This window comes from Chitinivorax sp. B (assembly GCF_005503445.1).
Lineage (GTDB): Bacteria > Pseudomonadota > Gammaproteobacteria > Burkholderiales > SCOH01 > Chitinivorax.
Window position 1 is genome coordinate 67,144 of record NZ_SCOH01000014.1, and the last position, 15,451, is coordinate 82,594.

General features: G+C 48.9%; 16 protein-coding genes and 2 pseudogenes. 10 read left to right on the top strand and 8 right to left on the bottom strand.

The window, feature by feature from the left end; all coding sequences use genetic code 11:
- The 4 genes and pseudogenes from FFS57_RS10630 (at position 1) to FFS57_RS10645 (ending at position 3,103) form a co-directional block, all read left to right on the top strand.
- The gene (locus FFS57_RS10630) at positions 1–858 is read left to right on the top strand and encodes an ATP-binding protein (RefSeq protein WP_137937771.1); all 858 of its coding nucleotides are present in this window, start codon (positions 1–3) and stop codon (positions 856–858) included.
- Positions 851–1,789, top strand: a complete 939-nt coding sequence (locus FFS57_RS10635) for a Nudix family hydrolase (protein WP_137937772.1) — start codon at positions 851–853, stop codon at positions 1,787–1,789. The genes FFS57_RS10630 and FFS57_RS10635 overlap by 8 nt, the downstream gene beginning before the upstream one ends.
- Positions 1,789–2,247, top strand: a complete 459-nt coding sequence (locus FFS57_RS10640; protein WP_137937773.1) for a hypothetical protein — start codon at positions 1,789–1,791, stop codon at positions 2,245–2,247. The genes FFS57_RS10635 and FFS57_RS10640 overlap by 1 nt, the downstream gene beginning before the upstream one ends.
- Before the next feature lie 159 nt (positions 2,248–2,406).
- Positions 2,407–3,103, top strand: a pseudogene (locus FFS57_RS10645) (NAD(P)-dependent oxidoreductase).
- Here the strand turns inward: FFS57_RS10645 and FFS57_RS10650 are convergent.
- From FFS57_RS10650 to FFS57_RS10685, 8 genes are all read right to left on the bottom strand, one after another.
- Positions 3,096–3,290 (bottom strand): DNA gyrase inhibitor YacG, encoded by a 195-nt coding sequence (locus FFS57_RS10650; RefSeq protein WP_171013830.1) that lies wholly within the window; start codon positions 3,288–3,290, stop codon positions 3,096–3,098. The pseudogene FFS57_RS10645 and the gene FFS57_RS10650 overlap by 8 nt on opposite strands.
- Before the next feature lie 90 nt (positions 3,291–3,380).
- A complete protein-coding gene (gene zapD, locus FFS57_RS10655; protein WP_137937774.1) occupies positions 3,381–4,139 on the bottom strand; it encodes a cell division protein ZapD in 759 nt (252 codons plus the stop codon).
- 85 nt (positions 4,140–4,224) lie between these two features.
- Positions 4,225–4,833, bottom strand: a complete 609-nt coding sequence (coaE, locus tag FFS57_RS10660; protein WP_137937775.1) for a dephospho-CoA kinase — start codon at positions 4,831–4,833, stop codon at positions 4,225–4,227.
- Entirely contained in the window at positions 4,830–5,699 is an 870-nt protein-coding gene (locus FFS57_RS10665; protein ID WP_137937776.1) for a prepilin peptidase, read from the bottom strand. Before FFS57_RS10665 ends, coaE begins: the two co-directional genes overlap by 4 nt.
- Before the next feature lie 10 nt (positions 5,700–5,709).
- The gene (locus tag FFS57_RS10670) at positions 5,710–6,936 is read right to left on the bottom strand and encodes a type II secretion system F family protein (protein ID WP_137937777.1); all 1,227 of its coding nucleotides are present in this window, start codon (positions 6,934–6,936) and stop codon (positions 5,710–5,712) included.
- A 14-nt stretch (positions 6,937–6,950) separates the two neighbouring features.
- Positions 6,951–8,672, bottom strand: coding sequence for a type IV-A pilus assembly ATPase PilB (gene pilB / locus FFS57_RS10675; protein ID WP_137937778.1), 1,722 nt, complete (start codon positions 8,670–8,672; stop codon positions 6,951–6,953).
- A 167-nt stretch (positions 8,673–8,839) separates the two neighbouring features.
- Positions 8,840–10,108: an HlyC/CorC family transporter gene (locus tag FFS57_RS10680; protein ID WP_137937779.1), complete on the bottom strand. Its 1,269-nt coding sequence runs from the start codon at positions 10,106–10,108 to the stop codon at positions 8,840–8,842.
- Positions 10,109–10,148: 40 nt separating this feature from the next.
- A complete protein-coding gene (locus FFS57_RS10685; RefSeq protein ID WP_137937780.1) occupies positions 10,149–10,949 on the bottom strand; it encodes a cytochrome C assembly family protein in 801 nt (266 codons plus the stop codon).
- Between the two features lie 96 nt (positions 10,950–11,045).
- Here FFS57_RS10685 and ffh point away from each other — a divergent pair, with 96 nt between their 5' ends.
- From ffh to FFS57_RS10715, 6 genes and pseudogenes are all read left to right on the top strand, one after another.
- Positions 11,046–12,389, top strand: a complete 1,344-nt coding sequence (ffh, locus tag FFS57_RS10690; RefSeq protein ID WP_137937781.1) for a signal recognition particle protein — start codon at positions 11,046–11,048, stop codon at positions 12,387–12,389.
- Positions 12,390–12,474: 85 nt separating this feature from the next.
- Positions 12,475–12,726, top strand: coding sequence for a 30S ribosomal protein S16 (gene rpsP, locus FFS57_RS10695; protein WP_137937828.1), 252 nt, complete (start codon positions 12,475–12,477; stop codon positions 12,724–12,726).
- A gap of 8 nt (positions 12,727–12,734) precedes the next feature.
- Positions 12,735–13,241, top strand: a complete 507-nt coding sequence (gene rimM, locus FFS57_RS10700) for a ribosome maturation factor RimM (protein WP_137937829.1) — start codon at positions 12,735–12,737, stop codon at positions 13,239–13,241.
- Positions 13,242–14,015, top strand: a complete 774-nt coding sequence (trmD, locus tag FFS57_RS10705; protein ID WP_137937782.1) for a tRNA (guanosine(37)-N1)-methyltransferase TrmD — start codon at positions 13,242–13,244, stop codon at positions 14,013–14,015.
- Positions 14,012–14,386, top strand: a complete 375-nt coding sequence (gene rplS / locus FFS57_RS10710; protein WP_137937783.1) for a 50S ribosomal protein L19 — start codon at positions 14,012–14,014, stop codon at positions 14,384–14,386. The genes trmD and rplS overlap by 4 nt, the downstream gene beginning before the upstream one ends.
- Before the next feature lie 167 nt (positions 14,387–14,553).
- Positions 14,554–15,443, top strand: a pseudogene (locus tag FFS57_RS10715) (winged helix-turn-helix domain-containing protein).
- Positions 15,444–15,451 lie beyond the last annotated feature (8 nt).

Here is a 15,451-nt window from a genome sequence, read left to right on the forward strand (position 1 = left end):
ATGATAGAACTACAGCAGCTTATGGCGCGTGCCGAGCAATTGGTGTCGCGCCTGGAAGGGTTATTGCCGCCGACTCCACCTGCCGTCGATTGGCAAGCGCCAGCTTTTTTATGGCGTAGCCGACATGGCCGAGGGTATTTGTATGCGGTGTTGCACCCCCATCAGATCAATCTGGATGATCTGCACAACATTGAGCCGCAAAAAGTACGGATAGTACAGAACACTCAGCAATTTGTGGCGGGCCGGCCGGCTAACAATGTACTACTGACCGGTGCACGTGGTACCGGTAAGTCATCACTTGTAAAGGCCGTATTGAATGCTTTTGCCAGCCAGGGGTTGCGGTTGATTGAGGTTGATAAGGTAGATCTGATTCATTTGCCTGATATTGTCGAGCAGGTTATTGGTCGTCCGGAGCGCTTCATCATTTTCTGTGATGACCTATCGTTTGACGAAGGTGAAGCTGGATATAAAGCGCTCAAATCTGCACTGGACGGCTCAGTAGCGCAAGCGGCTGATAATGTATTGATCTATGCCACTTCCAATCGGCGCCATCTGTTACCTGAATATTTTCATGAGAACGCCCAAACCAAGTATGTTGGTGAGGAAATTCACCCTGCTGAAGCGGTAGAGGAAAAGGTCTCGCTGTCAGAACGCTTCGGGTTATGGGTATCGTTTTATCCGTTTGATCAGACTCAGTATCTGCAAGCGGTGCAGCATTGGTTGCGTCATTTTGACGTTACAGAAGTTGACCAAGAGGAGATTACCCGTGCCGCATTACAGTGGGCGTTGTCTCGTGGCATGCGTAGCGGGCGGGTAGCATGGCAATTTGCACGGGATTGGGCAGGTTTGCATGGTTGATCAGATTGTGGATGTGGTCGCTGGTGTATTGTTGCGACCAGACGGATCGTATTTTCTGGCTAGCCGGCCAGAAGGTAAGGTTTATGCTGGTTACTGGGAATTTCCTGGTGGCAAGGTAGAGCGCGATGAAACTCGATATGCGGCGTTGGTTCGCGAATTACAGGAAGAGTTGGGCATTGACGTAAAACATGCTACGCCTTGGTTGACCCAAGTATTTACTTACCCTCATGCCACGGTCAGATTGAATTTCTTTTTGGTTGACCAATGGTTAGGTGAGCCGCATCCGAAGGAAGGCCAACAGTTTGCTTGGCAGCAGCCTGGGCTATTGACGGTTGATCCTGTATTGCCAGCCAACACGCCCATCTTCCGGGCGCTATCGTTGCCTCAATGTTATGCCATTACCAACGTTGCTGAACTTGGGGTAGATGTTCAGTTGCAACGTCTTGATCAGGCATTGGCCGGTGGCCTGAGGTTAATACAGATTCGCGAAAAACAGTTGGAAGGAGCCGATTGGCTGATATTTGCCCGTAGTGTTGTGACGCGTGCTCATGCACGAGGTGCAAAAGTGATGGTCAATGGCACGACTGAACAGGCTAAAGCGTGTGGAGCGGATGGTGTGCACCTATCGACCGCGGCGTTAATGGCATTGCAGGAACGGCCAGCCATGGTATGGGTGGGTGCATCTTGCCATTGTTTGACGGACCTGCAACATGCCAAGCAATTGGGTGTCGATTACGCCTTGCTGGGATCTGTGTTACCGACGAAATCGCATCCAGGTGGGTCGACCTTGGGCTGGGCTGGCTTTCAGGCACTGCATCAAGTCGGATGGTCTTTTCCGCTCTATGCACTGGGTGGTATGCAGCCCAGTGACCAAACTGTTGCAGCTGAACACGGCGCCCACGGTATTGCGATGCAACGACAGGTTTGGTGATGATTTGGCAATGGTTTGCTAAGTGGCGTGCTAGCGTCGGTATTCACGCCCAAAAATTGGTCCGTTTTTTGTGGCTGAGTATGAGGGCAAGTCTGTTGTTCGTGCTGGTTGGTTGTCCAGAGAAACCAACTATTGTCACGGCGGTTTGTCCAGACTTGGCCGCTGGGTGTCAGTTTCTACTATCTGACCGTATGATACACGCCAAAGCTAATGGGGCTATTACCGCCATCCGACCATTCAAACTAACTATCACATCAGTTGGTGCAAAACAGGTTTCTGCCGAATTTGTGATGCAAGGTATGGAAATGGGGCCGAGCCGATATCGTTTCATTTCTTCTTCTGGTGATACTTGGATAGCCGATGTCATGTTGCCAATCTGCGTACAGGGGCGTCGTGACTGGTACATGATATTGAATCTTGATGATCGCCAAGTGCGTGTACCTTTTACCAGTCAATGATGATTGCCCAACAGGCTTGACCTTCTTCTGATCAGTATCAACAAATGTTGCCCAATATCGAGTTAATCTCACATGACATTGATGTGTGAGTTCCCATCACGCTGTCACTTCTCTTTAACTTGAATTGGTGGTGGTCTATCCATCGACGTTGGAGCCAACATGCGAATTGCTGTTTTCGACACCCATACCTATGATCGGGATGCATTAACCCGAGCCAACGTACTCTACGGACATGAGCTTCAGTTCTTTGAGGCTAGGCTGACAATGCAAACGGTGGGCTTGGCAGCGGGTTATGAAGTTGTTTGTCCATTTGTAAATGACAAGTTGGATGCAGCAACATTGGCCCAACTGAAACAGCTGGGTGTCAGGCTGATCGCATTGCGTGCAGCAGGCTACAACGCGATCGACGTACCCGAGGCGTGTCGATTGGGTTTGTGTGTGGTCCGCGTTCCCGCCTATTCTCCACATGCGGTTGCTGAACACGCTTTTGCACTGCTTTTGTCGTTAATCCGTAAAACTCATCGTGCTTATAACCGAGTTCGGGATGGCAATTTTTCACTGGATGGTTTGGTCGGGTTCGACCTATATGGCAAGACGCTGGGTATTATCGGAACTGGTCGTATTGGACAAGCGGCGATTGGTATCGCCAAGGGTTTCGGTTGTCGTGTGCTGGCGGATGATCTCTACCCAGATGACAAACTTGCAACTGGCGCGGTTGCTGACCTTCCCCAATGTACTCGTGACTTCTCACCAGGGTTTCTTGACGCAGGAGGCATTGGATAACATTGCCAGTACAACCTTAGCTAATGTCACGGCCTTCGCTGTGGGTGAAAAGCTGGATAATGAGGTTAGTTAAGGTTGTTCCCATCCGTAGCGACTTCATCTTTACACGGGATACGATATTGCTCGTTTGCCCACTGACCCAGATCGATCAAACGACACCGCTCCGAACAAAAAGGACGATACTTATTTTCCAGTACCCAGGCCGTCAAGGTGCGGCAATTGGGGCAAGGAACTTGGCGAGGTATAGAAGTTTCGGACATGATGCCAACAACAGTTTCCAATAATGATTGGTCAGGATTATCGCATGTTATCTGAGTAAAGGTGCTTGGGTTTAGGGCTTGTACGAATGCTCAGAGATTGCAATAAGTCAGATTGAACTCAACATCTCCATCGAACTGTCGCGGTTTATCCTGACCTGTGACCGGATGGGTGAAGCGTACATTGATAGCGTATTTGTTGGCGGAAAGTTCAGGCACGCACGCATAGTTTTCGTCCAGTGACACCTTCAGCAGTTGGACAATTTTGCCGCCAGACATTTGCTGAAATACCCCTTTGCGGGCGATGTAATGCATTGCCTTGCCGCTATCCCGTAACAGGTGCAACACAATGCTGAAACCATCTTGCAATGGGGTTAGCGGTCCAATCCACTCTCGGAGATCTGTTTGACGTGCTTCCAAGGGTTTGCGTTGCCAGTAATAGTAGGATGGCAGATCAAACTCACAGGCCCCACCGGGGATGGAGGTACGTTGCTTGATGCTCATCAACCATTCATTGTCACGCAAATGCTGGCCAATACGACCTACCATCTCCAATAATCTGGCGGATGCATGCTCGATGTCATTGAGAACCTGATCAAGCGCATCTTCGGCAATTTGTGGGTTGTTACGCAGCGCTTCGAGTGTATGCTTTTGTCGTTCAAGCTCTTGAATCAGATCTGATTTCAGGTCTGCACGACTGGCGACTTCCATGATCTCGAACATCACCATCAGTGCCGCATGATGGTCATGTGAATCCTGCCTGTTGGCAAAGTGATCAAAGCGTGCGAACAGATCCTCCAGCCGCAGCATGGTACGGATACGCTCGTTCAATGGAAACTCGTAACTGATCACAGGATTTGCCGTTGATCGAAATAATCCATCAATTCTGAGGGATAAAGACGGAATTGACAAATGTCACTCGAAGTTTCGTTAGTTACTAATTGATTTTACTGGATAACTCATTATAGACCTTATCCAGTGCCACAACTTGAGGGTATAGCGTTTCCGCCGTGCCATTATTGTTGATCACATCGTCCGCAAAGGCAAGGCGCGTCTCGCGTGGTGCCTGCTTGGCCATAATTGCCCTGGCTTCAGATTCGTTTAATCCACTTCGTGTCATGACTCGGGCAATTTGCACTGCTTCTCCGCAATCGATGACTAGTACCCGATTGGCAATTTTTAGATAGGTACCAGTTTCAACTAATAACGGCACAGCCAGCAGCGTATAAGCATGCTGGCTTTGCTTGAGCATCATTAGCACCTGTTCATGGATCAACGGGTGAAGAATTTGTTCCAGACGTTGTTTGGCTGATGGATCTGCAAAAATCAGATGACGCATCACATCTCTTGCCATGGCGCCGTGTTGATCAATGTAGTGTGAACCAAAGGTTGTACGTATGGGTTCAATGGCTTGACCATTTGGCTGAGTCAAGCGATGTGCAATATCATCTGTGTCAATCAAGCCTGCGCCAAGCGAGCAAAATAGTTTGGCGACGGTTGATTTGCCAGAACCAATTCCTCCAGTCAATGCAACTACATAAGTCATCGCATGATTCCAATCATGTCTGCGATTTCATAACCCCATAACATGGATGCCCATCCAGCCATTGCTAAGTAGGGCCCAAACGCGAATGGTGTTTCCAACCCCCGACGGGCGCGTAGATTGGCAACGATGCCGCCGATCACACCCGCAACTGCGGACATCAGGATAATCTGAGGTAATGCAGCCCATCCAAGCCAGGCACCCAATGCGGCAAGTAGTTTGAAATCACCATAACCCATGCCTTCTTTGCCGCGAATCAGCTTGAATAGCCAATATATGCTCCATAAGATCAAATACCCTGCAATGGCGCCAATTACGGCATCGCGAAGTGGGACACCGAGCATGCCATTCAAATTGAACAGCAAACCGAGCCAAAGCAACGGCAGGGTGATGTCATCTGGTAAAAGTCGGGTATCAAAGTCAATGAATGTCAGTGCAATTAATGACCAGCTAAAAAGGATTGCCCCCAGAGTAAGCCAACTGACGCCGAATCGCAGGCCAATGTAGCCTGTTATAAGACCGGTAATGGCCTCAACCATCGGGTATCTCAAACTGATTGGGGCTTTACATCCCTTGCATTTACCTTGGAGGATTAATACATAACTGATAATTGGAATATTTTCGAACGCCGTAATCTGATGGCCACAATGCGGACAGGCGGAACGTGGGGTAACTAGATTATAGCGTGGTAAGGTTTTGGGCTCCTCTCCACGGGCAAAGTCACATTCTGCTTGCCACTCACGTTCCATCATGATGGGAAGTCGATGGATTACTACATTCAGAAAACTGCCTACCAGCAGGCCTAATACCAAACAAACGCCCGCGAAAACCGCGGGCGATGTAGCTAATAATATGATCAAGTCATTCATTTATTTATCTTTATCCAACTGCTTGACCCATCTTGAAGATTGGCAAATACATCGCAACCACAATACCGCCAATCAAGGTACCCAATACAACCATGATGATTGGTTCCATCAAACTGGACAAGGCATCGACGGCATTGTCGACTTCTTCTTCATAATAGTCAGCTACTTTGCTTAGCATGGAATCCAGAGCGCCAGATTCTTCACCGATGGCGGTCATCTGCAAAACCATATTGGGGAACACATCTGCGTTTTGCATTGCAACTGTGAGGCTTGTACCAGTAGAGACTTCATTTTGAATCTTCTTGGTGGCATCGGTATACACTTGGTTACCTGATGCACCACCTACAGAATCAAGCGCTTCAACAAGTGGGACGCCCGCGGCAAACATGGTGGATAAGGTTCTGGTCCAGCGTGCAATGGTTGCCTTCCGAATAATGTCGCCAAAGACAGGGGCTTTCAACGTCCATCTATCAATGGCAACTTGCAGTGCTTTGGAACGTTTCTTTGCTTCAATGAAGCCGAAGATGCCGCCAAAGATGCCGCCAAAGATGGCCCACCAGTATTCGACAAAAAACTCGGACATGGCCATGACCAATAGAGTAGGGCCTGGTAGATCTGCTCCAAAACTTGAGAACAAATCCTTGAATGCTGGGATTACAAAAATCATGATCACAGCAGTGATAACGAATGCAGCTACGATAACCGCTGTTGGATAAAACATTGCGGATTTGATCTTGGCTTTAACTGCGAGGATTTTTTCCTTATAGGTTGCCAGTCGATCCAGCAAGGCTTCCAAGATACCTGCTTGTTCGCCTGCTTGAACCAAGTTGCAGAACAAGTTATCAAAATATAAGGGGCGTTTACGGAAAGCCGCAGTCAAACTCATCCCTGTTTCTACGTCCGACTTGATATCCAGCAGTAATCGGGTCACTGAAGGGTTGCTGTGGCCTTTGGCCACAATATCGAACGATTGAAGCAGCGGCACGCCTGATTTCATCATGGTTGCCATCTGCCGAGTGAACAATGCGATATCCTTCTCGGTGATTTTCTTGCCCATGCTGCTGCGCTGTCGTTTGACTCGCGCTACACGAATGCCCTGGCGACGCAATGTTGCTTGTACCTGGGCTTCACCACCAGCGCTCATTTCACCTTTGACACGCTTGCCCGTTCTGTCTTGCCCTTCCCAGGCAAACATGTATTGCTTGGTCTTGGGCTGTCGTCGAGTTGCCACTGCCATTTATTATCCCCAGATTATTCGTTGGTTACCGACTCGACTTCTTCCAGAGAAGTCATGCCCTGCTTGACTTTCAGCAAACCAGATTGCCGGAGGTCTTTGACTCCCTCGCGTCGCGCCTGATCCGCAATATCCATGGCTGTGCCATTTTGAAGAATGATCCGCTGTGTTTCCTCTGAAATGGGCATGACTTGGTAAATACCCACCCGTCCTTTATAACCGGACCCTTTGCAGGTATCGCAACCAACGGGGCCATAGGGTTTCCATGAGCCGTCCAGTTCTTCCTCATTGAAACCTGCTTGCAACAATGCCTCTCTGGGTAGGTCTGTAGGCTTTTTGCAGTTGGAGCATAGTCGCCGTGCCAATCGCTGTGCTGTGATCAAGATCACGGAGCTGGCAATGTTGAACGGTGCAACACCCATATTCATCATACGGGTCAGGGTTGTAGGAGCGTCGTTGGTATGTAAGGTTGAGAACACCATATGGCCAGTCTGTGCCGCTTTAATGGCAATATCTGCTGTCTCCAAGTCTCGAATTTCACCCACCATAATGATGTCCGGATCTTGACGGAGAAAGGATTTGAGCGCGGCAGAAAAGGTCAATCCTGCTTTTTCATTGACGTTGACCTGGTTGATCCCTGGTAAGTTAATTTCAGCGGGATCTTCTGCGGTTGAAATATTAATGCCTGGTTCATTCAGGATGTTTAAGCAGGTGTATAGCGAAACAGTTTTACCAGACCCCGTTGGGCCGGTCACCAACACCATGCCGTATGGCCGTTTGATCGCATTCATCAATGCAGATTTTTGTTCTGGCTCATAGCCCAACGCATCAATGCCTAAGGTAGCACTGGACGGATCCAGGATACGCATTACGATTTTTTCGCCAAACAGGGTGGGTAATGTGCTGACCCGAAAATCGATCGCGCGAGTACCGGATAATTTAAGTTTCATCCGACCATCTTGTGGAACCCGTTTTTCCGAGATGTCCAGACTGGAGATAACTTTGATCCGCGCTGCGATTTTTTCCTTTAATGCCAAAGGTGGCTGCGCCACTTCCTTTAAGATACCATCTACACGATAGCGAACACGGTAGAACTTTTCATATGGTTCAAAGTGGATATCGGATGCCCCTGCATTGATGGCGTCCAATAAGACTTTTTGTACATATCTGACGACTGGCGCATCATCGACATCGACATTGGTGTCACTTTCCGGCTGCTCTTCGGCAGTTGCAGTCGTGTCCATATCCAATGCAATGTCGTCATCTACCAGTGATTGCAAGTTAACGCCACTGGCCTCGACAGCTTTCTCAATGTATACGCCAAGTTTGTTGTCTTCAACGACGATGGGATCCACTACCAGACTGGTTTGGAATTTGGCTTCTTCCAATGCTTGGAGATTGGTGGGGTCTGATATGGCGACGAATAGCTTGTTGCCGCGCTTATGCAAGGGCAGGATTCGCTTTCCTACCATCAACTTATGATCTAATGCTTTGCCTGGAATGGTTGACGGATCAATCACATTCAGATCCAGTAGAGGAAACCCAAAAGTCTGCGATGCAAACTCGGCGATCTGGTAGGCTGTCAGTCGCTTGCTGAGTAACAATTGCTGGATAAAAGAGATACTTGCCGTGTTTGCCTGCGACTGTAGGTTGTCTGCATCAGTCTGTGGAAGCAGATTATGCTGAACAAGCGCACGTGCGAGCCCGGATAATTGAGTAGTAGAAGGCGATACGGCCATGGTTGCAGCAGTCTGTTTATTAGTAACCGTTAAAATTCAGAAATAATGCACTCGACATGAAACTTTGTAAAGCGTGTACGCCATGTCTGATGCGGTTTGAATGACTTTTCTTTGCGGAATCAGCAGGCTTCTTGTGAGCAAAGAAAGTTGTATTCGCTCGCTTCAGTCTAGGAGGCTTTATAAGGAAAGTAAATTTTGACAGTTTTGACTGTGCGTCCCTGTGTTTGTAGGATTTCCAACCGTTGCCCGCCTAATGCAAGGCAAGTCCCAGCTTCTGGAATGGCCCGAAAATACTCAACGATCAATCCGTTCAATGTGTTCGGGCCTGTAAGTGGGAAATGGGTTTCCAGTTTGCGGTTCAGGTCCCGAAGTAATGCGCTGCCATCAACAATAATCCCTGTTCCATCATGGCGGTCAAAAGTGGTGTCAATATTGGGAGGGATTGTGGTGAACTCACCTATCATCTGCTCCAGAATATCTTCTAATGTGATCAGGCCAAGTAGTTCACCATACTCATCCACGATCAGGCCAAGTCGTTGCTTGCACTCCTGAAATTGCTGCAATTGGGTGAAGAGCTGTGTACCAGTTGGCACGAAATAGGGTTCGCGCATGATGTTTCGGAGCATGTCAGCTTCAATGCCGTGCATGGCTTGGTGAAGCACGGTTCTAACATGCACGATTCCGATGATGTCATCTGATACCCCTTCGTAGACTGGCATGCGAGTGTGGTGGCAAGTGGCAATCTGATGAGCGAGCTGCTCTGGCGCCATGCTGAGATTCAATGCCTCAATGTTGCGGCGAGGGATCATGATGTCATCTACGGTTACTTGCTGTAGTTCGAACAGATTCATCAATATGCTGTGATGTTTCTTGCTCACAAATCTTGCAGAGTCTAAGGCTAGCATTCTGAATTCATCTGAGGTCATGGTGTCTTCTTCGTCAGCCGGTAGCGTTACCCGAAGCAGGCGCAAAATTGCTCTGACTGTTTGATTCACCATCCAGACCGCAGGGCTAAGTAAGATGAGGATTATTTTGAGTGGCAGGCTGAACATGACGGCTGTTTGATTGGCATGTTTTGCTGCCAGAATCTTTGGTGTGGCTTCGCTAAAAATCAGGATTGCAATGGTGACCAAGACTGTGGAAATGGCAAGCGCCAATTTATCATTGTCGGCCAGCTGAAAAGAGATGACGGTTGCCAAGCCCGCAGAGGTGGCATTGAGTAGATTACTGCCTAGCAAAATGACGCCAAGCAGATCTTCTGTTTGCGAGATTAAGGACAATGCCAATTTTGCTCCATGGCTGCCTCTTTTTGCAGCCAAGTTCAGGCGATGTCGATTGGCTGCCAGCATGGCTACTTCCGCTGCGGAAAAAAAAGCGGACGTAATCAGACAACATGCTAGTGCAATAAAAAGAAAGCTAAGCGGTATGGTTTCCACTCAGTGGGCGCGGTTTGGAAAAATTGAAGGTGATGAGATATCAACGTTGCAAAACGACTTCCAATACAAACTTGCTACCAATATAGGCAAGAAGAAGCAAACCGAAACCAGATAAAGTCCAGCGTACTGCAATTCGCCCTCGCCACCCTAGGATAGACCTACCCGTTAACAGAGCCGCGAACACAAGCCATGCGACGACAGTAAATAGATTTTTGTGGTTTAGTCGAAACGGTTGATGAAAAATTTCCTCCGAAAACAACATCCCGCTCAGTAGGGTGAAGGTCAGTACAACGAACCCGCTTAACAACACTTTGAACAGGAGTGATTCCAAACTCAGAAGTGGCGGAAGTGCTGGACCATGGTTTGCGAATGCGTGGTGATGTAGGCGTTTGTCAACCACATTCATTAGCAAGGCAATGATGGCTGCGTTGGTAAGTAAGCCATAAGCCAACATGGCAGATAGGACATGAGCGCGGAATGCCAATAACTCAGTGCCATGGAAACTATGTAGAGGAGGCATCCAAATTCCGGTAATCACGGCGCCAGCTGCAGTGGCCAACAATGCAGGCTGTATGCTGGCTAGCGGATAGAAGAACATGCCTAGCCAAAAGATGGAGACCGATAGGAACAATGTAATAGAAAGTGCGGTTCCGACCCCAAGGCCTATCACGTTGCTATGCCAGATCGCATCCACTAGCGTCCAGCCATGTAAAGACAGCGCAATCAATAACATGCTTTGTACTGCCGCCAGTGGCAATTTACGTTCGGTACGATTGGTTCGCCAAAAATACCAAGCGAGGCTGCAATAGGCAGCAATACTTAATAGGGGCAGAGTACGCACGTTAACTCATGTAGAATCTAAGGTTTCGACATTAGTCTACATCATCTCGGATAGTGCGGGCAGGCCGCAGATAGCCGGGATCCAAAGGAATGCAGCATGTTTGATAATCTTTCCAACCGCCTATCCGGGGTCGTCAAGACATTACGAGGGCACGCCCGGCTAACTGAATCCAATATCCAGGATGCCCTACGAGAGGTGCGAATGGCCTTGTTGGAGGCTGATGTTGCCTTACCCGTTGTCAAAGCTTTCATTAGCGATGTAAAAGTACGTGCATTGGGTAAGGACGTCATAGGTAGCCTGACGCCGGGACAAGCGTTGATTGGCGTGGTGTATGAAGAGTTGGTCAAGTTGATGGGGGCGCAAAATGATGCACTCAACTTGGCGGCAGTTCCACCGGCGATTGTCCTAATGGCGGGCTTACAAGGTTCAGGCAAGACAACGACCTCAGGTAAGCTAGCCAAGCTATTGAAAGAAAAGCAGAAGAAAAAAGTCTTGCTGGTGTCATGTGATGTTTATCGTCCTGCAGCGATTGACCAGTTGAAAACACTTGCACAGCAATTGGATGTTGAATGGTTCCCATCTGATGTGACTCAAAAGCCAGAGGCGATTGCTTTGGCTGCTCTGGATTATGCGAAGCGCCATTTTCACGACGTTTTGATTGTTGATACAGCTGGTCGTCTTGCTATTGATGAGCAGATGATGGCGGAAATCAAAATACTTCATGCATCCTTAAATCCAATTGAAACCTTGTTTGTTGTTGATGCAATGCAAGGGCAAGACGCAGTTAACGTTGCGCAGGCATTCAACGCAACATTGCCACTGACTGGGGTGGTTCTGACAAAATTGGATGGTGATGCGCGTGGCGGTGCTGCGTTGTCAGTACGGAATATCACGGGTAAGCCCATTAAATTTGTAGGGGTAGGCGAGAAACTGACCGGGTTGGAGCCATTTTATCCTGACCGGATGGCTTCGCGTATTCTGGGAATGGGGGATGTACTGACGCTCATCGAAGACGCACAGCGGACTGTGGATCACGAAGAGGCGCAGAAGCTTGTTAAGAAGATGAAATCCGGCAAAGGTTTCGACCTGGAGGATTTCAAGACGCAAATCCAGCAAATGCGCAAGATGGGTGGCATGTCTTCATTGTTGGACAAATTGCCAGGCCAAATGAGCCAGCTTGCGCAAGGGCAGATTGACGACAAATTGATCAATCGTATTGAGGGCATCATCAATTCAATGACCCCACAAGAGCGCGCAAAGCCAGAACTGATCAAAGCATCTCGTAAACGTCGGATTGCGGCGGGAGCCGGCGTAACGGTGCAAGAAGTCAATAAGCTGTTGAATCAATTCGAGCAAACTCAGAAAGTCATGAAGCAGTTTAGCAAAGGTGGTATGACGAAGCTGATGCGCGGCATGAAGGGTATGTTCCCAGGTATGTAACATTGATACCAGAAATTTCTTGTCAAATTTCAAAGCAATAACATACAATCTCTGTCTTTTTCCTGTTTTCGAGATAGGTACTGCAATGGTCGTTATTCGTCTGGCTCGTGGTGGCGCTAAAAATCGCCCGTTTTTCAATGTAGTGGTTGCTGATTCCCGTAATCGTCGCGACGGTCGTTTCATTGAGCGCGTTGGCTTCTATAATCCTGTTGCTAAAGAAGGCGCTGAAGGTTGTCGTTTGGCCATGGATCGCGTCCAGTTCTGGCAAGAGCGCGGTGCGCAAGTAAGCGACGCCGTTGCCAAGCTGATCAAGAAATCTGCAAAAGCAGCAGCCTGATTTTGGTTGTGCAGCCTGACGACATCGTGGTAATGGGGCAAATTGGTGCTCCGTTTGGTGTGCGAGGATGGGTTCACGCTTATGCAGATACCGAGAATCCTGATAGTTTGATGGATTATGCGGTATGGCGTGTGGGAAAGCCGGGTGGCTGGCAATGCTACAAGGTTGAAGAGATTGAACTGCACGCAAAGAGCATTGTTGTAAAGTTTGAAGGTATTGCAGATCGTAATGCTGCTGCTGCGTTGCGTAATGCCCAGATTGGGGTATTGCGTAGTGAATTACCGGAGACTGAAGAGGGTGAGTACTATTGGTCCGATCTGATCGGATTGGAGGTGATCAATCTCCAGGGCGAGCGATTGGGTGAGGTAGCCCAATTGTTTGCAACCGGTGCCAATGACATTCTCGTCGTGCGCAATGGTGAAACTGAGCGCTTGTTGCCTTTTGTAAAGAGTGTTGTTCAATCTGTCGATGCAACTGATCGTAAGATTACAGTCGATTGGGGATTGGATTACTAAATGCAATTCGATGTTGTGACATTGTTTGCGTCTATGTTTGATGCGATCACGCAACATGGCATTTCACGTCGCGCCTTAGAGCGTGGTGTATATGATTTGCATTGCTGGAATCCACGAGACTTTGCATCTGACAGCTACCGCACAGTAGATGATCGCCCCTATGGCGGTGGCCCTGGTATGGTAATGCTTGCCGAACCGTTGGAGCTAGCGTTGGGTGCGGCTAAAGCGCGTCAACGTGCTGTTGGTATACCTGCCTCGAAAGTAGTCTACCTCTCACCGCAAGGCAAGCTGTTGAATCACCAGCTGGTGATGTCACTTTGTCGTGAGCCCGGTCTGGTTTTGTTGGCTGGCCGGTATGAAGGAATCGATGAACGCGTCATTGAACGACACGTTGATATGGAAGTTTCCATCGGCGATTACGTTTTGTCCGGTGGTGAGTTGGGTGCGATGGTTATGATCGATTCGATTGTCCGCCAGTTGCCCGGTGTCCTGAATACAGATGCATCGGCAGAACAGGATTCCTTTGTGAATGGCCTGCTAGATTGCCCGCATTACACGCGTCCTGAAGATTATCGGGGCGCGCGGGTGCCGGATGTACTGCTTTCGGGTAACCATGCTCAAATCAATCGCTGGCGGTTGAAGCAATCGCTTGGCCGTACTTGGTTACGACGAGCGGATTTGTTGGTAAATCGTCAGTTTACAAAAGAGGAATCTCGGCTTCTGGTGGAGTATCAGAAGGAACAAGATTCCAATAACCGGAGTAATGAAATATGAATTTGATTCAACAACTTGAGCAAGAAGAAATTGCTCGTTTGGCTAAGGTAGTTCCTGAATTTGCACCTGGTGATACCGTAGTGGTTCAGGTGAAGGTAAAGGAAGGTAATCGTGAGCGTCTGCAGGCTTATGAAGGCGTTGTCATTGCCAAGCGTAATCGTGGTTTGAACAGTTCCTTTATCGTTCGTAAGATTTCTTCTGGCGAAGGTGTCGAACGTACATTCCAAACCTATTCTCCGGTTGTGGCTTCTATCGAAGTTAAGCGCCGTGGTGATGTTCGCCGCGCTAAGCTTTACTATTTGCGCGAACGCTCAGGCAAGTCTGCTCGAATTAAGGAAAAGCTGCCTACTCGCAAGGCTGATAAGGCATAAGCTTTGCTTCTGCTTGGTATAATAAAAAACGCCGCAAAAAGCGGCGTTTTTTATTTGTAGAATATTGATTTTGAGTTTGATAGTCCAAGACCGCTATCTGTTGTTACCGTTACCATTCATCCAGCAACTAAGGGTTAATTTTTAGTGTCAGCCCTCATCTGATGCAAATGGGTAAAGAAGACGGACGTAAGCTGCAGCAGCAAGAACAGCAAGAACAGCAAGAACAGCACGAAAGGCGCAAACAAGCCGTGAGACTGCTATCCGTGCGGCATTCCCATCAAGGAAGTGGCGGCTATCTAGGCGTGGAGCAGGGAGCCGTGCGTAGCACGGTCTGCTAACACCGTTTGTCTCAAGACCCTCGCTGGGGCAACAGTGGCGCCTGAGCGCCGATCAGGAGTTACACATCCGGTGCCTGATCTACAAGAGCCGCCCTGAGCAACTCAAGCTGGAGTTTGCGTTGTGGACGAAGATGGAGGTGTTATTGCTGGTCAGGAAGGAATTCGACTTGGCGTTGCCGATTCGCACTATGGGTGAGTACCTCAAGCGCTGGGGTTTCATGCCACAGAAGCCCATCGAGCGAGTCTATGAGCAACGCCCCGAGGCAAGTCGAGCAATGGCTCTCAATGAGCAGTATCTTGAGATTGCCAAGCGTGCCAAAACCGAAGACGCCAAAATTGACGGGGGAGATGAGATTGCCGTGGTCAACACCGATGTGTGCGGGCGGGGCTGCCAACCCCATGGGCAGGCTATGTGGTCTTTGCTGTGGATGGGACACGCCACAAACTCATTGAATTCTTGCGGGCTTTGATCAAGGACGCGTGCAAGAAGCTATTCCTGATGCTGGACAACCTTCGGATACATCACAGTAAGCCCGGCAAGGCGTGGCTGGCTGAGCACCAAGCTCTACCTGCCCAGTTACAGCTCTGAACACCTGGACGAACGCTTGAGCGCCGACCTTAAGTATGCATTGCGCTTGCGCATTCAGGTGCGAACCAAGGACAAGCTCAAGCAAGCGACCAATGCCCATTTAGCGCCGTTGGAAAACACCTCGGAGTGAGTATGCTC